The organism is Chitinophagales bacterium, from assembly GCA_040877935.1.
Lineage (GTDB): Bacteria > Bacteroidota > Bacteroidia > Chitinophagales > CAIOSU01 > JBBDNB01.
Map to the genome: position 1 here is coordinate 1 of JBBDNB010000021.1, position 22,592 is coordinate 22,592.

The 22,592-nt window shown below is 39.1% G+C and carries 16 protein-coding genes; 10 read left to right on the forward strand and 6 right to left on the reverse strand.

The window, feature by feature from the left end; all coding sequences use genetic code 11:
• Positions 1-89 precede the first annotated feature (89 nt).
• On the reverse strand, positions 90-1,835 hold the full coding sequence (locus WD048_04950; protein MEX0811544.1) for a T9SS type A sorting domain-containing protein: 1,746 nt from the start codon (positions 1,833-1,835) through the stop codon (positions 90-92).
• A gap of 62 nt (positions 1,836-1,897) precedes the next feature.
• Positions 1,898-2,476 carry a sigma-70 family RNA polymerase sigma factor gene (locus WD048_04955; GenBank protein ID MEX0811545.1) on the reverse strand — a complete coding sequence of 193 codons (579 nt, stop codon included), beginning with the start codon at positions 2,474-2,476 and terminating at the stop codon, positions 1,898-1,900.
• Positions 2,477-2,950: 474 nt separating this feature from the next.
• Here WD048_04955 and WD048_04960 point away from each other — a divergent pair, with 474 nt between their 5' ends.
• On the forward strand, positions 2,951-4,300 hold the full coding sequence (locus WD048_04960; protein MEX0811546.1) for a transglutaminase domain-containing protein: 1,350 nt from the start codon (positions 2,951-2,953) through the stop codon (positions 4,298-4,300).
• A 73-nt stretch (positions 4,301-4,373) separates the two neighbouring features.
• Here WD048_04960 and WD048_04965 read toward each other — a convergent pair whose 3' ends face one another.
• The 3 genes from WD048_04965 to WD048_04975 form a co-directional block, all read right to left on the reverse strand.
• A complete protein-coding gene (locus tag WD048_04965) occupies positions 4,374-4,625 on the reverse strand; it encodes a hypothetical protein (GenBank protein MEX0811547.1) in 252 nt (83 codons plus the stop codon).
• Positions 4,626-4,716: 91 nt separating this feature from the next.
• Complete coding sequence (locus tag WD048_04970) at positions 4,717-5,787, reverse strand: hypothetical protein (protein MEX0811548.1); 1,071 nt, start codon at positions 5,785-5,787, stop codon at positions 4,717-4,719.
• Between the two features lie 14 nt (positions 5,788-5,801).
• Positions 5,802-6,443, reverse strand: a complete 642-nt coding sequence (locus tag WD048_04975; protein MEX0811549.1) for an outer membrane beta-barrel protein — start codon at positions 6,441-6,443, stop codon at positions 5,802-5,804.
• A 45-nt stretch (positions 6,444-6,488) separates the two neighbouring features.
• Here WD048_04975 and WD048_04980 point away from each other — a divergent pair, with 45 nt between their 5' ends.
• The 9 genes from WD048_04980 (at position 6,489) to WD048_05020 (ending at position 19,833) form a co-directional block, all read left to right on the forward strand.
• Positions 6,489-6,767, forward strand: coding sequence for a hypothetical protein (locus tag WD048_04980; protein ID MEX0811550.1), 279 nt, complete (start codon positions 6,489-6,491; stop codon positions 6,765-6,767).
• Complete coding sequence (locus WD048_04985) at positions 6,764-7,525, forward strand: MBL fold metallo-hydrolase (protein MEX0811551.1); 762 nt, start codon at positions 6,764-6,766, stop codon at positions 7,523-7,525. Before WD048_04980 ends, WD048_04985 begins: the two co-directional genes overlap by 4 nt.
• A gap of 207 nt (positions 7,526-7,732) precedes the next feature.
• Positions 7,733-8,317, forward strand: a complete 585-nt coding sequence (gene ruvA / locus WD048_04990; GenBank protein ID MEX0811552.1) for a Holliday junction branch migration protein RuvA — start codon at positions 7,733-7,735, stop codon at positions 8,315-8,317.
• A 120-nt stretch (positions 8,318-8,437) separates the two neighbouring features.
• Positions 8,438-15,754, forward strand: coding sequence for a cell surface protein SprA (gene sprA, locus WD048_04995; GenBank protein ID MEX0811553.1), 7,317 nt, complete (start codon positions 8,438-8,440; stop codon positions 15,752-15,754).
• A gap of 51 nt (positions 15,755-15,805) precedes the next feature.
• Positions 15,806-16,186 carry a glycine cleavage system protein GcvH gene (gene gcvH, locus WD048_05000; GenBank protein MEX0811554.1) on the forward strand — a complete coding sequence of 127 codons (381 nt, stop codon included), beginning with the start codon at positions 15,806-15,808 and terminating at the stop codon, positions 16,184-16,186.
• Positions 16,187-16,196: 10 nt separating this feature from the next.
• On the forward strand, positions 16,197-16,571 hold the full coding sequence (locus WD048_05005) for a VanZ family protein (protein MEX0811555.1): 375 nt from the start codon (positions 16,197-16,199) through the stop codon (positions 16,569-16,571).
• Positions 16,572-16,736: 165 nt separating this feature from the next.
• The gene (locus WD048_05010) at positions 16,737-17,534 is read left to right on the forward strand and encodes a TonB family protein (GenBank protein ID MEX0811556.1); all 798 of its coding nucleotides are present in this window, start codon (positions 16,737-16,739) and stop codon (positions 17,532-17,534) included.
• Between the two features lie 154 nt (positions 17,535-17,688).
• A complete protein-coding gene (locus WD048_05015; GenBank protein ID MEX0811557.1) occupies positions 17,689-19,530 on the forward strand; it encodes a tetratricopeptide repeat protein in 1,842 nt (613 codons plus the stop codon).
• Positions 19,531-19,833 carry a DUF4286 family protein gene (locus tag WD048_05020; GenBank protein MEX0811558.1) on the forward strand — a complete coding sequence of 101 codons (303 nt, stop codon included), beginning with the start codon at positions 19,531-19,533 and terminating at the stop codon, positions 19,831-19,833.
• 91 nt (positions 19,834-19,924) lie between these two features.
• On the opposite strand, the gene WD048_05025 is transcribed toward WD048_05020, so the two are convergent.
• Positions 19,925-22,483 carry an ATP-dependent Clp protease ATP-binding subunit gene (locus WD048_05025; GenBank protein MEX0811559.1) on the reverse strand — a complete coding sequence of 853 codons (2,559 nt, stop codon included), beginning with the start codon at positions 22,481-22,483 and terminating at the stop codon, positions 19,925-19,927.
• Positions 22,484-22,592: the final 109 nt, after the last annotated feature.

A 22,592-nucleotide genomic window follows, 5' to 3' on the forward strand; every position in this document is an offset into this window, starting at 1 on the left:
CAGAAATTCAATGATAGTATAGTGATTGGAGGTCTCGACCAAACACTAAATATTGTTATTACTGGTTTTATTGAAAAAACACTTGTTTTTTAAGGTTCTGTTTTTATCAGCTTTTTTACTCCAACTGATTTTCCATTTTCAAACAAATTCAAGAAATAAATACAGGGTGGAATCTCACTTGTTTGAATTTCAATCTGAGTATCAAGATTTGAAAATGTATGGCTTTTCAATGATTTACCCGAAATATCCAAAAGGGTCAAATGCGCATTTTCAATAGGCTTGTTTACCTGAACCCTAATGTTTTGATCAAAAGGATTGGGAAAAACGGAGAATGGGTCGCCCTTCATATTTTCATTTATGGAAGACACGACTGGGACTTCTTTTGGTACATCTATTACGGAATCGCAGAATGCCTGTACCTGATCGGCAGCAGCCCCAATAGTGGAATTAAAATCACCACAGTGAAAGCTATCGGGACGTGTCCATACCACTGCAATGTCCATTGTTTTCACTTCGCCCGGCATGAAATCCATAGGACCAACGGACATTATAAAGCGCCTATCAGCAGGGGTGTTATTTTCCGAACATTCCGACCATTCATTGGGGTTTGCAGGGTTGCCCGAAAACATAAAGTTAGTAGGAACATTGCCTCCATATCCGTTTCCACCAATTGTTTGAGTGGTATTGTCTTTCCAAAACCCACGTATGTAATTGTAAAGGTCTTCTTTAGAAGATGGTGTTCCCATTACTGAAAAATCACCATTATAATACTTAAAAACAGACATACCCATTCTATCCCCATTATTGTCTTTAGGTCCTTTTAAAATTTTTATTCCAGTAATAGGTGGATTTGCCCCATAACCCTTAGAAGCACAGTCAGGGTCTGTTGCAGTTCCATTGTAGCCTATACCCATATCCCTTGAGGTATCACAGCCTACAAAATCATTATTAAAGCAACCCAAGTCGATATCCACAAAAATACCGATGTTCATTTCCCTTAGCTCAATAGTGTCTTTTGCCAAAAATTTGAAGGAATAATAGGTAGCATTGTCAATGGCTGTATTGTTGCTGCTATATGCATAAGCATTGGCATGTATTTCAATACCAAGTGGATTGTGGTCAAAAAAAGGATGGCTGGTATCTCCCTTGTCGTTGAACACCCAAAAAATATGTTGGTCGCCCCGTATATCCGGAAAATCACCTTTTACAGGATTATAAACGCCATTGCTGTCCACATCCACAAAAGGAGCCAATTCTTCATTAATTGTTATGCTTTGCCCATTCTTTCCTTTTGCATAAGGATTTCCTCTTGCGGGCCATTTCAAAACCGATTCGGGAATATTGGCCAATGGAATGTCTTGATAATTGGAAAACCTGTAATTATTTATCTGCTTCTGAACTTCCGTATCACTGGTTTCCCAGTATTTGTCATAAGCATTGCAAATACTTAGGTCGGTTTTTCCATTTGAATTCAAAGGGCCTGCCCAAAAGTTTTCAATTTCATATTCGTATATGGTTCTTGATAGGCGAATGGAATCATCTTTGTCCAAAGCACCTATCCAAAATCCTCCGCTAAAAATTGAATGCACATCGTTTCCACTGCCCTCAGGTAATTTGGGTATTTCATAACCAGCGCTCATTTCAAAATTGTCTGGATCTCCAAACTGAGTGTCTATTTTAGTCCAGAAGTAACTGAGGTGGGATAAATTTACCCGCGCGTTATTAGCATCCAAAACGGTTCTTGCATTGGCACGGTCACAAGGAGTTTGAGCATGAATAAAATTTAGGGAAATTCCAGAAAGTAAAAGTGCAGGAAGCAAACAGAAGCGGAACATAAGCAAAAAGATCGGTGAACAGCATGAATGTAACAAAAAAATATTTTGTTTTTTTATTGTGCTTAATCCGTCTTGAAACCCATTTTTTTGGCATACTCCATAAGATGATCTTTAAGCATATTTCGGGCTCGGTGCAAGCGGGAACGAACGGTTCCAATCGGGATGTCTATAATTTTGGCTATTTCTTCGTAGGTAAAGCCCTCTATATCGCAAAGCAGAATGACAGTTTTGAAATCTACCGGCAGCACATTAATGGCGCGGGTAACTTCATCGCCCAACATATCCTGGAAGTAATCCTGGCGCATATCTTGGCTGTCGCTGCCTTTTTTATCATCTTCCTTATCGTGATAGTGGATAATATCCTCGTAATCTACACGAGTTGGGCGTTTGGATTTTTTTCGGTATTCATTGATAAAGGCATTTTTCAAAATCTTGAAAAGCCAGGCTTTGGCATTGGTGCCTTCATCATAGGAATGCGAAAAGCGGTATGCTTTTAAATAGGTTTCCTGTACCAGGTCATTTGCATCGTCCTCATTATAGGTAAGGTGAAATGCAAAATTGTACAAGGCATCAATATGCGGGAAAAACTCTTTTTCAAAGAGCGCATCACTTTTTATTTTTTCTGCTTTTGTCTTAGCCACGCTTAAAATTATAAATTAGATGGAACTATCCATTATTTCTGCTGATAAATATACAAAAAGACATGCAGTCTTGTTTAGCTCCAACGGTGTAATTATATTTCAGTCAAACCCTGACAATGAAAATCACCACTTTGGTTTTCTCAATTTTACGATACGTTACTGATTTTTATTCGTCAAATTATGCAATTACTTTTCAAATGAATAATGAGGGTTACACCACTGGAGCAATAAAAGTACATTGAACTCGGTAATCCTACAGCTTTTATTATATGGAAGAGAAGTTTTGTATTAACAAAGATTTTTATGCTCATATCCTAATGTCTCTATATTCTACATATATACTGGGTCTTGCTCACGTTTTTTACCTGCGCTAGACTCTCTATTGGTAAGTGTTTTTAAAATGATTATAAGCAGACTACACAATTAGTTGTCTAACTTTACTGATTCTGTTGAATAGAAAAAATCAGATTATACATGTTAAAGCTTCAAATTATTACAGCAATTATACTGATCCTGACTGCCTGTCAATCAGGTAATGGGAATAAAGAAGAAAAGCAAAGCACAGAAAAAGAAAAAACTGCCAAAGTAGATATTGCAGATATCGAAGCGGGCATTAAAAACTGGATTGAGGCAAAAACAAAAGAAGGGGACGGCTATTTTCATATCAATACGGAAGACCAGGAGCTGCGCTTAAAATTGGTGCGTGTACACACCGAATATTTATCAAACCTGGGGCCAAACCGTCATTTTGCCTGTGTGGACCTTGCTGATGTAAGTGGTGATGTTTATGATGTGGATTTTTTTATGGAAGGAGATCCGGGGGCAATGGAAGTGACCCAAACCACAGTGCACAAACTCAATGGAAAACCTTTTTATACCTGGAAGCAGCGCAAAGACAAAACCTGGCACAGGGTTGCCGTTGAAGAGGCTTCAAACGACCTGCTGGGCGTAGTGGAAGGCACCGATAAATTTGAATTCTATTATGAGGCTGAATTGCCCGAAATTGACAAGTCAGCTAAGTTATGGCTTCCAATTGCAAAGAGCGACAGCTTTCAAAAAATTGAGTTGGTTTCTATTCAGGCCCCTGCCGAACACAAGATTATTTCAGATGATGAATACGCCAATTCAATTTTATATTTGGAACTGGAACCGGAACACAGTGGCAAAACCGTGAAGTTGGTTTATGAAGTTGAAAGAAAAGAGAAAGCGCCCTATGCTGCTGAAAAACCCTCTGAAAAATACTTAGATTCCACTTCGCTTTTACCGGTAAACAATCGATTTAAAGCCATTGCAGCAGAAGCCATAGGCGATAAGAGAGACGACAGCGATCTGATGAAAGCCAGGGCACTGTACGATTATATCATTGACAATATGCACTATCGGAAAGTTGGCGAATATGGCACCGGAGACGCTGCCCACGCCTGTGATTCAAAGAGTGGAAATTGTACAGAATTTCATTCTTTCTTTATTTCACTGGCAAGATCTGCCGAAATCCCGGCACGCTTTTCCATAGGTGCTGCCATTCCATCCGAAAGGAATGAAGGCGGAATTGACGGATACCATTGCTGGGCCGAATTTTATGCAGAAGGAAAATGGTGGCCGGTGGATATCAGTGAAGGCAATAAATACACAGCACTTGCCACCTATTATTTTGGCAGGCATCCGGCCAACCGTATTGAGTTGAGCAGCGGCAGGGACATTGAACCTGAAATACCCCTCGCTTCTGGCCCGATCAACTTTTTTGCCTATCCCGTACTGGAAATAGGCGATGTCCCGGCTGCGGCCAAAACAACTTTTTCATTCAAAAGAAAAGCTGTTTTGTAGGGGGAAGTCTGAAAAAAACACTGTGCCAATATTTAATCAACACAGTGTTTTCATTCATAAATTTTCAATAAGATTACTTGGGATGCTCATCCTCGCCCTCTCCTTCCGGGTGCTCGCTTTCTTCTCCATTAGGATGCTCTTCCCCTTCTTGATCATTGGGGTGTTCGGCTTTTTCGCTGTCATCTTTTTCAGGGTGCTCCTCCTTTTGTTCGGTTTCCTGGCCGTTACCTCCACTGTTGTTGCAGGAACTCAAGGGTGCAACAAACAAAAAGCTGACAAGCAATGCTGCCAATGTAAAAATCTTGATTTCTTTAAGGCAATTCATAATTTACTGGGTTTTAAATTGTTAGGAAAAATCTTTTCAGATTTAACCAAATATACAATTATTGCATCAATTTTGAAGCTTTCTGGTTATTTTATGGAATGGTGAAATTGATTTCAGTGGAGGCCGATACGCTGCTCTTTTCATTCAGTGTAAAAGAAGCGTTAGAACTGCTCACCCAATCGCCACTGCTGAAAGTATTGTTGCCATCTGCATCGTAAATGGCGTAGAGATAATAAGTGCCCGGATGCATTGAAGTGAATGTGAAGTCCTGATCGCTGGCTGAAAGCACAACATAGCGCGAACGGAATTTCATGTTGTTAAAAGCAAATGTAAAACCATTTATCAAAGGCTCTGTGGTAATCACCAAAAAAACCTTGTTGTTGGGGTCGGGCGTATAATTGGAAGCGAAGCTGTATGTGATGTTTGTATTTCCCAGGTAGGGTTGTTCGCTTTCGGGATAAGGATCGCCACCACTGATGGAATAAAAAATGGCTTCCTGAATGTCTTCAAAGTCATTGGAAAAATCTTTGGCGAGTGTTTTTTGCGGAAAACCAAAGTGGTCCACAGCAGGTTGGGAAGAAGTTCTGTCCTGTAGTTTGGCACGCCAGGTCATGTGCAATTCCGCTTTGTTCAGTGTATTGTATTTGTTGGTGAAAGAACGGATGATCAAACTATCGCTGCGAAACACTACTTCTGTATATGCCCTGCTGCTGCCTTTAACAATTTCTGAAAGTCGATAATAAGCTTGAGCCGAAGTTTCTGAAACACTGTCTGCCAGGAAATAGGATACACGGGTCATTCCGGCAAACATTCCTCCATTCCTGAAGCAAAGTCGGTATTCGCCATTGTATTTTGCCGTGAAGAAACTCATATGGATATTATTGGCAGTGTCCAGCTCATTCATGGAGGAAATTTGGTTTTCAGCTACCGGCCTGAAATCTATAATCCACTCCGGATAGCTGCCCAGCGCTGTGGATGAAGTGACCGGGCCGTTCCAGATGCCTTTTATTTTGCTGAGCAGGGAAAACCCCAGTGTGTTTTCAATTTTTGAAGGATCGGTTTTGTCCTTGTTTTCATCATCATCATTTTTATTGTCTTTTTTGCATTGCAAAAAAAGAGACAGTACCAGCAAAACAAAAATTCCGGTTTTTAGCTTTTTCATTTTAAAATGATTTTTCAGATAAAGAAAATGGCCCTAAGCGAAAGCACATTGTGGCTGCGTTTTCTAACACTTCTTCCCGATATCAACTGTACGTTCCCTTTGTTTACATTTGTAAGGGAATAAGAGATGCGAGCATTGATGCCAAACCAATCGGTAAATTTAAAAGTGGCATTGGCCATAATTTCAAGTGCGAGCGGATTGGCTTCATAATTCTGAGGGATTTCATTGACCCGCTCCCTGTACCTGACCAGCGTGTTTACTATAAAGCCAGCACCCAGGATTAACCTGTCTTCAATGGTGTAATTTGCAAAAATAGGTACATCAATATAATCCATGTCAATTTTAATATCGCCAAAATTCACAGCTTGATTGGTGGAGGAGCGGGCGCCTTTCATAGAGTACAAAATTTCAAAACCCAGTGAAAAATCCTTGGGCAGATATATTAAAACTCCACCGCCCACATTGGCTCCGAGCTTACGATATCCTTTTATATCATCGCCTTCTACCTGTGCGGCATTGAACCCCGCAATAATTATTGGTTGAAAAATGGATTCTTTTTCTTTGATTTGCGGTGTGCTTTCTGTTGATTCTTCCTGTGCATTTGAAATATTAAAACAAAAAATCAGGCAAAATAAAATGGAGAAGCTTTTTAACATAATAACTGTAATTTTGATCAGACATCGGCAAAACTGCCCTTTTAGATGATGCTCAAATATAACACAAAGACACAAAAGAAATTGGAATCGGTATTTGAGTCCAGCGATTTCATCATTCGCTACGAAAAGGGAAATTTTAATGCTGGCTATTGTATTTTGGAAAGTAAGCGTGTGATCGTTATCAATAAATATTACGACACGGAAGCAAAAATCAATTGTTTGGTAGAAATTTTACAAAATGTGCAATTGGATCGTGCCAATTTAGACCAGGCACAAAAAGAATTTTTGGATAAAATCAGTTTGGGAAAAACAAAATTATTTTGAGACTTACATTTTTAGGTTCTGGAACATCAGGAGGAGTGCCACTATTGGGCTGCCAATGTGAGGTTTGCCGATCGGATAATCCTAAGGACAAGCGCCTGCGAACATCTATTATGCTGGAATGGGATAAGAAAAGAGTAGTGGTGGATAGTGGTCCCGATTTCAGGGAACAGATGATGCGCGAGGATGCGCGCTATTTAGATGCAATCGTTTTCACGCATTCCCACCGCGATCACACAGCCGGGCTGGATGATATTCGTTCGTACAATTTTCTGCAAAAAGCAGACATGCCGCTTTACCTGAACGAAAAAACACTGAAAATCCTAAAAAGGCAGTTTGAATATATTTTTGAGCCCAATCCCTATCCCGGTGTTCCAAAGGTGGATCTGAATATTATTGAAAACAAACCCTTTAAAGTTTTTGATACTGTTTGGCAACCCATTTTGGTTTTGCACCATAAAATGGAAGTTTACGGTTTCAGAATTGGCGATTTCACATACATCACCGATGCCAATTATATTTCCGATGAAGAGAAGGAAAAAATAAAAGGCACAAAGACCCTGGTGCTGAATGCGCTGAGAAAAGAAAAGCACCTCTCGCATTTCAATCTGGATCAAGCGGTGGAACTGGTCAATGAATTTTCACCCGAAAAAGCATATTTCACCCACATCAGTCATCAAATGGGCAAACATGCAGATATTCAAAAGACTTTACCAGAAAACATTTTTTTGGCTTATGATGGGCTTAAGGTTGAGTTGTGATTAAGGGTTTATACCAGTTATTTTTAATATATCTATCTTTTTAGTTGACACAATGCACTTTAAACCTTGCTAAAGCTTAACCTGAGCTCGATAATTATTTAAGAGCTCAGGTTATTATCAAAAAACAACACACTCTTTTTAATATCTGTGAATAAGTCTACCTCACTTGTCGGATTAATGATATACTTTTGAGAAAATTTTTGGTTTATGTTTGCATTTTTAAGGGGGAAATATGCGCAGAAAAGTCCTGCTCATGTTATTGTAGATTGCAATGGAGTTGGGTATTACCTCAATATTAGCTTAAATACCTACACTTCTATTCAGGTTGAAAAAGAGGGCACCTTATTTACCTATTTCCATGTGACAGAAAATTCGCAGGCACTCTATGGTTTTTCACAGGAAAGCGAACGTGAACTGTTCATCCAACTTATCAGCATTTCAGGAGTAGGGCCAAGCACTGCTATTTTAGCATTGTCATCCTCTCAACCAGAGGAGTTGATTCAGGCCATAGCCAGCTCAGATGTAGCTTTTATCAAAAAAATCAAGGGCATTGGTCCTAAAACAGCTCAAAGGATCATACTCGAGCTGAAAGACAAATTGGGCAAGCTTGAAACGGGCATAAAAGTTTCCGGTAGCTCAGGCAATACATTGAGAAGTGAGGCGTTAAGTGCCCTGATCGCATTGGGAATAAACAGAAGTCAGGCTGAGAAAACCATAGATCAGGTAATGGGAAGAAGCCAGGAGCCTCAAGAACTTGAATCGATAGTTAAGCAGGCCCTTAAATCATTGTAATTTGGGTATTTAGTGTCAGGGAGCGATAGCAACATATTAAAGGCTAAATGGATTGTTTATTTTCTGTTTTTACTAACGGCTACTCATGCTCGTGAGCCGGCCGGTATATTATGGCCGGTAATGAACTACCTGCAACAAGACACCACACAACAACAGCAAGAACAAAATCAGGAAGAAGAAACACCACCCCCCGAACTGCAATACCCCATGCAAGATCGTGATGGAGATTTCATGAGTGATCAAGATAGAAATACACTGGCAGTTGATGATCCTTCTATTATTGAGAAAAATGTAGAGTACGACCCCGAAACCGACCGCTACATTCTTACTGAAACCATCAATGGGCAAAATGTACGCCCCCCAAGTTACATGACCTTTGAGGAATACCGCAGGTATGAAAGTCAAAGAGCTCAACAGGATTACTGGAAAGAACGCTCAGAAGCCATTAACCTTGTCGAAAAAGAGGGAGTTGTACCTGAACTCTATGTTGATAACAGCTTTTTTGATCGATTGTTCGGGGGTACAAAAATTGACATCAAACCCTCTGGAAATGTTGACATTACCTTTGGCGGGAATGTCCAAAAAATTGACAATCCAACACTCACAGAAAGACAGCGCAAGCAGGGCGGTTTTGATTTCGACATGAACATCAATATGAATGTGGTTGGAAAAATCGGTGATAAGCTAAAACTCAATCTGAGCTACAATACTGAAGCTACTTTTGATTTCGACAATCAAATAAACCTGAACTACGAAGGCGAAGAAGATGATATCATTAAGAAGATAGAGGCCGGAAATGTAAGCTTCCCGCTACCTACCTCGCTCATCAATGGCCCTCAAAGCCTTTTTGGCGTGAGAACCCAACTTCAATTTGGCCGATTGACCATCAGTACGGTATATTCTCAGCAAAAATCCCAGTCGCAAAACCTCAGTATACAGGATGGTGCACAAATTCAGGAATATGAAGTTTTTGCTGATGATTACGATGAAAACCGGCACTTTTTCCTTGCGCAGGAATTTCGCGACAGTTACAATCAGGCTTTATCCAGTTTACCCAACATTAATTCCCTTTACAATGTAACACGGGTAGAAGTATGGGTAACAAACAGCAGAGGAGTTACACAAAACGGGGTGCGGGATGTAGTTGCATTTCAAGATCTTGGAGAACCGGAAAGAATTGCGCGTCCCGATGTGATAAATGTTAGAGCCGGAGCCGATAAGGCAGACAACTATGCAAATGATTTGTACAGCAAGCTAAATGCCGATCCTGCAACCAGGTCAATTGACAACTCGGTTAGAGTTTTATCCTCTCCAGCTTTTGGTTTGGAAAACTCTTTGGATTTTGAAAAAACTTATGCCAGGAAACTTACTCAATCTGAGTATTCTTTTAATCCCCAACTGGGTTATATTTCACTCAATCAACAACTCAATCCAAATGATGTTTTGGCCGTAGCTTATGAATATACTTTTAATGGAGAAGTACACCGAGTAGGTGAGTTTGGACAGGATTTGCCACAAGATTCGATTTCTCCAAATAAGATATTATTTTTAAAACTATTGAAAAGCACTACTGTTGCGCCCACACAGCCCATGTGGGATTTGATGATGAAAAACATATACTCCATTGGGGCTTTTCAGATCAATTCGGAAGATTTTAAACTCAATGTCCTTTATCAAGATCCCGGAGGAGGTGAAAAAAGATATATCCCTGAAGGTAGCCTACAGGGCAAACCACTTATAGGCGTATTAAACTTAGACAATCTCAACAATCAGCTTGACCCGCAGCCCGATGGTATTTTTGATTATTATCCGGGCGTTACCATCAACCCGCAAAATGGACGGATCATTTTTCCTGTGCTTGAACCTTTTGGCGACAATTTAAGAGATGCCTTTGCTTCGGGCGAAGAAGACCTGGCGAATAACTACGTTTATGATTTATTGTATGATTCTACCAAAATTATAGCCCAACAATTCCCTGAATTTAATCGCTATGTGATTTCGGGAACTTATAAATCCAGTGTGTCTTCAGAAATTTCACTGGGAGCCTTTAATATTCCTGAGGGGTCGGTTACTGTTACTGCCGGTGGCAGGCAATTAGTAGAAGGGCAGGATTATGATGTAGATTATCAACTCGGAAGAGTGAAAATTCTAAATGAAGGAATTCTCAATTCAGGAGCACCGGTAAATGTACAGTTCGAAAACAATGCGCTTTTCGGATTTCAACAAAAAAGTCTTTTTGGCAATCGTTTGGATTATCGGGTGAATGAAAAGCTCTCCTTCGGTAGCACATTCATGCATATGAAAGAAAGACCCTTCACGCAAAAAGTAAATGTAGGTGACGACCCAATTTCCAATTCAATCATCGGCTTTGACTTTAACTACAATACAGAATCAGAATTTCTGACCTGGCTTGTTGATAAATTGCCTTTTTATGAAACCACACAAACTTCAACTTTTACGCTTGCCGGTGAAATGGCGCGCCTCAAACCCGGACACTCCAAAGCGATAGGTGATGAAGGAACCGTTTATGTTGATGATTTTGAAGGTGTTAGAAGTGCCTATGACCTGAAATTCCCGGCCAACAACTGGAAGTTGGCGAGTACACCTGAAGGTGCAACAGGGCCGGGAGGCAATGAGCTTTTTCCCGAAGCTTCAAGAACAGGAGAGCTTGAATACAATTACAATCGCGCAAAATTAGCCTGGTACAATATTGACCCGCTTTTCCTAAGAAACAATGTAAGCACACCGGATTATATCCGAGACAATTCCGACCTACAATCCAATCATTATGTGCGAGAAGTGTTGCAAACGGAAGTTTTTCCACAATTTACAAACCCTACCCAGGGTTTCAATTCCAATCTTGTAACACTTGATATGGCTTATTATCCCGAGGAAAGAGGCCCTTATAATTTTGAAAGTACAGCAAATGGAGCCCCGGGAGTTTCCAGAGGAGTGGCTCCGGATGGCAAATTAAAAGATCCAAGTACTCGTTGGGCTGGCGTAATGCGCAATATCGACAACAGCAATTTTGAACAATCCAATATTGAATTCATTGAATTTTGGGTATTGGATCCTTTTATATATGACTCCCTAAACAGAAATAGAGGGGATCTCTATTTCAACCTTGGAAATATTTCAGAAGATGCGCTCAAAGATAATCGCTACTTTTATGAAAACGGACTTACAGATCCTTCCGATCCTTCCAGAATGGACGAAACGGTTTGGGGCCGAGTGCCACGAACACAGCCTATTGTAAATGCCTTTGATAATGACCCCGATGCACGTGCCTATCAGGATGTTGGTTATGATGGCTTAAATGATGGTGATGAAAGGGAGCATTATTCAGATTTTTTGAATGATGTACAAAATGTACTGAATGCAGATGCCTTTCAACAATTACAGGATGATCCTTCAAGTGACAATTATCGCTACTATAGAGATGATAATTTTGATGACCAAGAAGTGCCTATTATTGATCGTTATAAAGATTTTAATAACCCACATGGCAACTCTCCTGTTTCCCAGGGTGGTGATTTTGCCTCAGCCCAAACCAATTTGCCCGATTCTGAAGACCTGAATCGTGACAATACATTGAATGAAACTGAAAGTTATTTTCAGTATCGCGTTCCCATATTTCCCGGAATGGAAGTGGGAGATTCCTATATTACCAATACTACAGAAGCAACTGTGCGGTTGGCCAATGGAAATACGGAAACAGTTACCTGGTACCAGTTTAAAATCCCCATTAATGAATACGATAAAAAAGTAGGAACAATACAGGACTTTCGTTCTATTCGATTTATAAGAATGTTTATGACCGATTTCAATGAACCGGTAGTAATGCGCTTTGCACGTTTGGAATTGGTAAGAAATCAGTGGAGAAGGTATTTGAATTCATTGCTCGAGCCGGGAGAATATGTACCGGATGATGTATTTGACGAAACACTTTTCAATGTTTCTGCTGTAAATATTGAGGAAAATTCTGAACGCGATCCAATTCCATATGTATTACCCGAAGGCATTCAGAGAGAGCAAAATATTGCAACACAAAATACTGCCGCCTTACTTAATGAGCAATCGCTATCGGTTCGTATCTGTGATCTACAGGATGGAGATTCACGTGCTGTATTTAAAAATGTGAATCTTGATATTAGGGTTTATGAGCGGCTCAAAATGTTTGTGCATGCCGAGTCACTTGTTGGTGAACCCGAATTGCAAGATGGTGATCTCACCGCTTTTATAAGAATTGGGCGGGATTTTAAAAGCAATTATTACGAATATGAAATCCCGCTTGAAGTAACAGATTATGGGGTGAGTGATCAAGATGCAGACCTCATTTGGCCAGATAACAATGAGTTAAATATAAATCTTGACAGCCTGGTGCTGGTCAAGCAAATTCGAAATTTGAATACAGTCAATACCACATCTCCCTATACCATTACCGATTCAAAAGGAAATAATATCAGTATAGTTGGAAATCCTGATATTGGAAAAGTACGCAGCATAATGCTCGGTATCAGAAACCCTAAAGCAACAGGAGAAACAGGCGATGATGGGCTTACAAAATGTGTGGAAGTTTGGTTTAATGAGTTGAGACTTGAAGGTTTTGAAGATGGAGGGGGTTGGGCTGCAATGGGACGTGCTGAAACACAATTGGCTGATCTGGGTAATATCGTTGTGGCCGCCAATATGCATACCATTGGATATGGACAGCTTGAGCAGCAGGTTCAGGAGCGATTTAGGGATAATTTCTGGCAATATGACTTTGCCACAAATCTTGAACTCGGCAAGCTATTGCCTAAAAAATTAAACCTAAGATTACCTTTTTATGCCAGTATATCCCAGTCATTCTCAACTCCTGAATACGATCCATATGATTTAGATATAAAGCTTAGCGACAAACTAAACCTCTTAGGTAATGATGAAGCACGAGACTACAAAAGAACAACACAGGACATTATCACAATAAAGAGTTTCAATTTTACCAATGTGCGCTATATGGGGCCTGAAGAAAAAGAAGCCCAACCCCGCTTTTACGATCCTGAAAACCTGAATTTTACTTATGCATATACCATCACACAACGCAGCGACCCATTGACAGAAAGCGATGTGATCAAAAGATACCGGGGTTCGCTCGGTTACAATCACTCCCCACAGACCAAGTACCTGTATCCATTCAAAAAACTCATCAAATCCAGGAGTAAATGGCTCGATATTATAAAAGATGTAAACGTCAATTTCTTCCCTTCAAACCTGAGTTTTAGCACAGATTTCAACAGGCAATTTGGCAGAACACAGCTGCGAAAAATAGGTGGTGAAGAAATAGCTATTGACCCTACATTTGACAAATACTTTACCTGGGACCGTTTTTATGGCATAAAATACAATCCTTTCCAGTCCCTTAGTTTTGATTTTACTGCCGCCAATAATGCACGAATAGATGAACCTCCCGGAGCATTTGATGGAGATGATGCTGAAGTGAAAAAGGATTCTGTATGGAGTAATATTTACCGTTTTGGAAGAACTACCAATTATACCCACTCTACCAATTTGAGCTATACTGCACCTATTGATAAAATACCTATGCTGGATTGGACGCAAATTCGAGCATCATATAACACAAGTTACACATGGGTGGCGGGCCGACTTGTGCGCGATGTCAACGGGCAAATAGTTGAAAACCCATTTGGGAATACAATCTCCAATACACAAAACGTACAGATTAACGGAGATCTAAATTTTAAAAATCTCTACAATAAATGGAATGTACTTAAACCCTATAATTCAAGTAGACGTACCAACGAAACAGCCGACCAAAGAGATAAGAAAAGAGAGGCCAATGACAGAAGAAAAGATCGTATTGATAAAGACATTGAAAAAACCAAAGATGAAATAAGTGATACCAAGGAAGAAATAAAAGAAATGAAACGCTCAGATGAAGAGGATAAAAAAAGCAAAATAAAAGATTTGAAAAAACAAAAGCGCACTCAAAAACAAAGAGTAAAAAAATTGCGCAAAGACAAAAAACGTATAACACCCGTTGAAAGCCCCTATGCAAGCCCATTTATACGGCCATTAATTGCCCTTAAAAGAGTATCAGTAAATTATTCGGACAATCGCTCCACTACATTGCCGGGTTATTTGCCAAAAACGCGTTTTCTGGGACAAGATGCAGGATTCGATAAACCGGGAGCCGATTTTATATTTGGTTACCAACCTAATCAACAGTGGCTGGATGAAGCTGCTTCTGATGGCTGGATTACTCCTGACACAAATTTGAATTATCAATACACACAAAGCATATCTAAAAACCTAAATATAAAAGCAACCCTGGAGCCATTCCGGGATTTTAGAGTTGACCTGACTCTATCTAAAACCGAATCTGAAAATTTCTCGGAATATTTCAAGCGACAATTTGAAGGAGGGCCTTATGAGCACCTAAACCCAATGACCTCAGGAAGCTACAATATTACTTACATGGCTATTGGTACAATGTTTAAAAGCAGCGAGGAGTTGTTTGAAAATCTGGAAAATTACCGCAGGCCTGTATCTCAAAGAATAGGAGACGAAAACCCCTACTCAACTGGAGAATACGTTCCTGTGAACGACACTGTATCTTCGCAGGGCTACAAAGAAGGTTATGGCCCCTATTCGCAGGATGTAATAATTCCGGCATTCATAGCAGCTTATACCGGCAAGAATACAGAAGAAGTTAAACTCAATCCTTTTAAACAAACTCCACTGCCCAATTGGCGGGTCACATACAATGGACTGGGCAGAATGAAACTTTTTGAAAACATTTTTAAGAATGTAAACATTACACACGGTTATAACTCCAATTTCACTCTAAGCGGTTATATTTCAGACCTTAATTATGAAGGGGACGGTTATTTATCTCCATCTGTTATCGATACGCTATCTAACAACTACAATCCTCAATTGGCCATTGCGCAGGTGGTTATAAGCGAACAATTTTCTCCTCTAATTGGAATAGATATTACCTGGGCCAATGATATTACCACACGCTTCGATTATAAAAAATCGCGCAGTCTGAGTATGAGCATGATAGACTATCGCCTTAGCGAAACAAATACTACAGAGTTCAGCTTTAGCTTTGGCTATCGTATGAAAGGCCTGACACTACCATTTAAGATTGGCGGCAAGAAGCGTTCTCTTAACAATGACATTAATTTCAATTTTGAATTCAGTATTCGTGATAATGTCACTACCAATTATATACTCGATCAGGATATTTCTCAACCTACACAAGGCATGAAAACCATCAGGGTATCGCCATCAATAGATTATGTGATAAATAAGCGACTCAATATTCGTTTGTTTTTCGATAGAAACCGTACTATTCCAGCTACTTCAGCCTCATATCCAATCACCAATACCAAGGCAGGTATTACATTGCGCTTCTCTTTAGCACAATAATTTTTCATAGACCAAAAATTCGAGTAATTTAGCGGCAAAATAAAAAGCAATATGGAATTTCCGGATAATTTAAAATACACCAAAGAACACGAATGGGTAAGAGTTGAAGGCAACACGGCTTTTGTTGGTGTCACTGATTTTGCACAGCGCGAATTGGGTGATATTGTTTATGTAGAAATTGAAACTTTAGATACTGAACTGGAACAAGGTGAAGTTTTTGGCACAGTTGAAGCAGTAAAAACAGTATCTGATTTGTATATGCCTGTTTCCGGAAAAGTAGTAGCTGTTAACGAGGATTTGGAAGCCACTCCTGAAGATGTAAACGAATCTCCATACGATAAAGGCTGGATGATAAAAATAGAGTTATCCAATACCGATGAGTTAGATGAGTTATTAAGTGCGACCGACTACAAGGATTTAGTAGAAGCATAAGCCCCTATTTTTGATTTTTTCATTAAGGCATTTCACCCCGGTAATTATTTGGCTGCTGTTGATTTTGTTCAGTGCTATATTACCTGGCAATGAAATCCCAGAGACCGGTTTCAAAGGATTTGACAAAATCGTGCATATTTCTATATATGCAGTTTTATGCTTCTTGTTGAAAATTGCACTGCACAAGCAGTTTGTATATAGCTACAGAAGTTATAGGGTAAAATACTACGCTGTGACAATTGCTTTTCTTTATGGCTTTTTGATGGAATTAATTCAGCATCTCTTTACTTCAAACCGATCTTTTGAGTTGCTTGATATATTGGCAAATACTGTAGGTTGTATGGTAGGAGTATTGATTTTTGCATTCGTTTACCGCAAAATCTAAAGAAAAACCAGGGTTCGATAATTATCACTGGTTTATTGCGTTTGTAGTACTGTGTCAAGAATTGTAACTTTATAAAGTAAGTTGTGATATTTTCATGCTTCACAACGCATCTTTAAACGGAATGCTTATCTTTAAGCTCATTTATCATAAAATTCGAACATTGATATGTTACCGATATTAGCAGTTCTGGGAGGTTTGATAGCGGTTATTTTCTTAATGGTATTCATCATTAAGCTCTTTTTTAACCGCAAATCCACTGAAGATATAATAAAAGAAAACCAGGGTAAACCTGAGAGTCAGTCTGTATTTGTAAAAAAATATGAAGAGGCTAACCTCAACAAATACCACGGCCTGTTCTTAAGAGTAGGATTGATTTTTTCACTTGGCCTTGTGATTTTAGCTTTTAGTTGGACTACTTATGAAAAGCAAGTGAAGTCTCTTGGAGAAGTAGTGGCATTGGATGAATTTGAGATCGAGCCACCACAAACCCAACGAGAACCACCTCCGCCACCTCCTCCTCCACCACCAGAAATTAAAGTGGTAGAAGATGAAGAAATTATCGAGGAAGAAATTGAGATCGACATAGAGATTGAGGAAGATACTGAAATCGAAATGCCAGAGCAAATCGAAGAGGAAGAAGTTAATGAAGATGAGATATTTCAAGTAGTAGAAGATATGCCTCAGTTTCCTGGTGGTGAGCAAGCATTGCTTAAATACCTTGCGAGTATCCCCTATCCTGCAATTGCGAAAGAAAATGACATTGAAGGATCGGTTTTTATTCGCTTTGTGATAGATAAAGAGGGGAATGTAACAAGTGTGCAAATAGCAAAAGGAACAGATAAAATTTTAAATGAAGCTGCACTGAAACATGTGAAAAAAATGCCCAAATGGACACCGGGCAAACAAAGGGGAAAGGCCGTGAAAGTGCAGTATGTTGTCCCCATTAAATTCAGGCTTTCATAAGCATTTCATTCTTTTAAAACAATCATTGCCCGACTCGTACAGTTGGGCAATATTGTTTTTATACACCGCGTTTATCCGCTATAGTTATAGCTTTCTTAATCAATTGAACTAACTTTATACAGAATCTGTAAAATGAATGCCCTCTTAAAATAATATGCTAAAACCAATAAAAATATCCTTCCTTATTTACCGGACATTGTTTACCCTAGTACTGATTTGCTTTATTGCAGGTAGTACCTTTGCTCAACAAGACAATCGGCAAAACCTTGCTTTTGAATATTACCAAAACGGAGAATTTCAAAAGGCAGCTGAAGTATTTGAAGAACTCTATGATGAAGATCAGTCCTCCACTATATTTTACAATTACCTTTTTAATGCACTCATTCAGATCAAAGAATTTGACAAAGCAGAAAAGATTGTAAAAAAGGCAATTAAAAAATTTCCTGAGAGATACGGTCAGATTATTGATCTTGGGATGCTCTACAAAAAACAAGGGGATTTAAAAAAAGGCAACCAGGTATTTCAGCAAGCTATTGATGAATTAAAACCTGATAATAGCCATGTTGTACAAATAGCAAATGCTTTTTCTCGCTACAATGAATGGGAATATGTAATTAAAACATATGAAAAAGCAAGAGCCCTTCGAAATGATGAACACTCATTTAGCATGGAACTTGCTTCAGCATATGAAAACAATAGGGAGGCTCAAAAGGCAATTCCTCATTATCTGAATTATTTAGGCTTTAATTCCGGCAATAAAGAGATAGTAGAAAGCAAATTATTAACACACCTGGAATCTCCGGAATATTCCGAAGCATTAAAAACAGCCTTACTTGAACGTATTCAAAAAAGTGGCTCTGCTGTAGTGTATACAGAATTGCTGATTTGGTATTTCACCCAGGCAGACAATTTTAAAGCAGCATTTATACAGGCCCGTGCACTCGATAAAAGACTCAATGAAAATGGTCAGCGCATGATTAATTTAGCACGTGCTGCCAGTAAACAAGAAGCATACGATGCTGCAATTGATTGCTATGAGTATGTTTTAGAAAAAGGCAGTTCAGGCCGTTATTACTTAACAGCCAAACAGGAAATGCTGGAAACTCGCCAAAAGAGAATAACAACAGGTAATTTCAATGAAAATGATTTGCTTGAACTCGATCAGGCCTATGATGCTTTTCTCGATGAATTTGGACTGAACAGGAACACTGCCAAGACTCTTCGGCAAAAAGCACAATTACATGCATTGTACATGGATAATTATAATAGTGCCATTAGCATGCTTGAAGAATTGATCAACAATCCACAAATCGATAAAAAATTGGTAGCAGAATGCAAACTCGATCTCGGTGATTTTTACCTAATGAAAGAGGAAATATGGGAAGCTACACTGCTCTATTCACAGGTAGATAAATCTATGGACGATGAACCGCTTGGTGAATTGGCACGCTATAAAAATGCACAACTCAGTTATTATATCGGTGATTTTGGCTGGGCGCAAACACAATTGAGCGTTTTAAAAGGAGCCACCTCAGACCTTATTTCCAATGATGCCATCGAGCTCAGTGTTTTTATAATGGACAATATGGGACTGGACACCTCCGCACATCCTATGGAATTGTATGCAAGGGCTGAATTGCTCTCTTATCAGAAAAAACACGACCGAGCATGGGATTTGCTCGATTCCATTACTTATTTCTATCCCGATCACAATTTGAAAGATGATATACTGTACAAAAAAGCAGAGATCAGTGAAGCGCGTAGGAATTATTCCCAAGCAAAAGATTTTTATGAAAAAATGCTGGAAATGTCTGATCCTACAAACCTGCTTTTAGACAATGCTTTATTTAATTTGGCCGGGCTATACGAGAATCAGCTCAATCAGCCCGAAAAAGCGATGGAACTCTATCAAAAAATTATTCTGGAATTTAGAGAGAGTATTTTTCTTATAGAAGCCAGAAAGCGTTTCAGAAAATTAAGAGGAGATCAACTGTAAATGATTGTTTATAATATTACGATCAAAATAGAGTGGGATGTTCACCAGAAATGGTTGGCTTTTATGCGTGAGAAACACATCCCAGATATGTTAAATACAGGATTGTTCCATGGCCATAAACTATACAGAATTATGGAAGAAGATGAACAGGATGGCGTGACCTATTCCGTTCAATACCATTTGCAAAACATTACGGATTATTTCACTTACAAAAATGATTTTGCCAAAGCACTACAGGAAGAGCATACAGCACTTTTTAAAGATAAATTTGTGGCATTCAGAACGCTGTTGAGAGAAGTATAATCCGGTCAACAAAGATGAATAAATCGCTTAAAAGCTCTCGCAAGAAATAAAAAAAAGCGGTGTCAGTTAATAAATAGACACCGCTTTTCAATTACTTCTTATCTGTTGTATCAGACTGAGTTTCTTTTTGTGAGGAAGCCTTTTGTTTTCTTATAGAGATATTCAAAGCCTTTTTATCACTATCCAGATCAACATGAAATTCTTCTCCTTCTTTGATTTTTTTATTCAAAATTTCTTCGGCCAGGGGATCTTCCAAATATTTCTGAATAGCTCTGTGCAATGGTCGTGCTCCAAACTGTGGATCAAAACCTTTTTCCGCGAGAAATGATTTTGCAGCTTTTGTCAGCTTCACATTATAACCCAGATTGTCCAATCGGGCATAAACATCATCCATTACAATGTCTATAATCTTAATGATATCCTCTTTTTTGAGTGAATTAAAGATTACAACATCATCAATTCTATTTAGAAACTCAGGGGCAAAAGTACGTTTCAGTGCTCTTTCGATTACCGCTTTTTCCTGTTCATCTTCATTGGCCTGACGCGCTCCGGTACTGAATCCGATTCCGGTTCCAAAATCTTTCAATTGGCGTGCTCCGATATTGGAAGTCATGATAATAAGTGAGTTTTTGAAATCCACCTTTCTTCCAAGTCCGTCTGTTAAAACACCATCGTCCAATACTTGCAGTAAAATATTGAAAATATCGGGATGTGCTTTTTCTATTTCATCCAGCAAAATAACAGAGTATGGTTTTCTTCTCACTTTTTCAGTAAGCTGACCACCTTCTTCATAGCCAATATATCCGGGAGGCGCTCCAACGAGTCGGCTTACAGAAAATTTCTCCATATACTCACTCATGTCAATTCTGATCAAAGCATCTTCTGTATCGAAAAGGTAGCGCGCAAGTGCACGTGCCAATTCTGTTTTTCCAACACCGGTAGGACCTAAAAATATAAATGAACCAATAGGTTTTTTAGGATCTTTTAGCCCTACGCGATTGCGCTGAATAGCTTTGGTGATTTTAGTAAGCGCATGATCCTGTCCAACTACTGAGCCGCGCAGGTCTTTCTCCATATTCAAGAGTTTTATACTTTCATTTTGCGCTACTCTTTTTACAGGAACACCGGTCATCATAGCAATTACCTCTGAAATATCTTCATCAGTAACTGGATATTTTTTTGTTTTGGAATCTTCTTCCCACTGAGCTTTAGCTGTATCAAGATCTTCCAGCAATCTCTTTTCTGTATCGCGGAGCCTTGCTGCTTCTTCGTATTTTTGACTGTTGACTACTTTTACTTTCTCCAGCTTTATTTCTTCAATCTGTTTTTCCAGTTCGAGAATATTCTTGGGAACAAAAATATTTTTAAGGTGAACACGAGCGCCCACTTCATCCATTACATCAATGGCCTTGTCCGGTAAAAAACGATCTGTGATATAGCGATTGCTCAGACTTACACAAGCTTTTATTGATTCAGGTGAATAGGTCACATTGTGAAACTCCTCGTATTTAGAGCTGATATTGGTCAATATTGTAACGGCCTCTTCAGCAGATGGTGGATCTACAATAATTTTTTGAAACCTTCTGTCCAATGCTCCATCCTTTTCAATATGTTGCCTGTATTCGTCAAGGGTTGATGCTCCTATGCATTGCAACTCGCCCCTTGCCAATGCAGGTTTGAAAATATTGGAAGCATCTAAAGAGCCTGTTGCTCCTCCTGCGCCAACAATGGTGTGAATCTCATCAATGAAAAGAATGACATCCCTGTTTTTTTCCAGTTCGTTCATTATAGCTTTCATGCGCTCTTCAAACTGTCCGCGGTATTTAGTACCGGCAACAAGCGCAGCCAGATCGAGCATAACAAGGCGTTTGCCAAACAATACTCTTGAAACTTGTCTTTTGATAATTCTCAGAGCCAGTCCTTCAACTATGGCTGTTTTACCAACTCCGGGTTCACCAATCAAAATTGGGTTGTTCTTTTTTCTGCGGCTAAGAATCTGAGAGACACGTTCAATTTCTATTTCGCGCCCTACAATTGGATCTAAGCGGTCTTCTTCAGCAAGCTTTGTAATGTCTCTGCCAAAATTATCAAGAACTGGAGTTCTTGATTTTGTAGCTCCTTTTTTAGCAGATGATGATCCACCGAAAGCACTGCGTTTTTCTTCGTCAAAATCCTCGTCACCGGGATCATTTGACAGTTCGTTTGTGATATCGTGTTTCATAAAGTCAAGTTCTCCTTTAAATGTAGTATAATCCACATTAAATTTTGCAAGTATTTTAGTGACAATATTGTCATTGTTTTTTAAAATGGCCAGCATTAAGTGCTCAGTACCTATGGTATCGCTCTTGTGCCGTTTGGCTTCTAATACTGTAATCTTTAAAACTTTTTCTGCCTGTTTGGTCAGGGGCAAAGTCCCTGAATGATAAGTTGTTTTAGTGATCTTATCTTTAATCGTTTCTTCAATGTTTTTTCTCAAAAGCGGAATTTCCGCATCCAGAGATTTCAATACCTTAATAGCCAATCCATCTCCTTCACGAATAAGCCCAAGCAATAGATGCTCTACACCGATATACTCATGGCCTAAACGCAGTGCTTCTTCTCTACTAAAGGAAATAACTTCTTTAACTCTGGGTGAAAATTTAGAATCCATAATAATTGTTCAACAAAATTTTTATCAAAATGATCAATAAATGATCCTCTACATTTGATCCTTCAAGTAATCAATTAAACATGAAAATAGCAAACGCTATCCTATAACT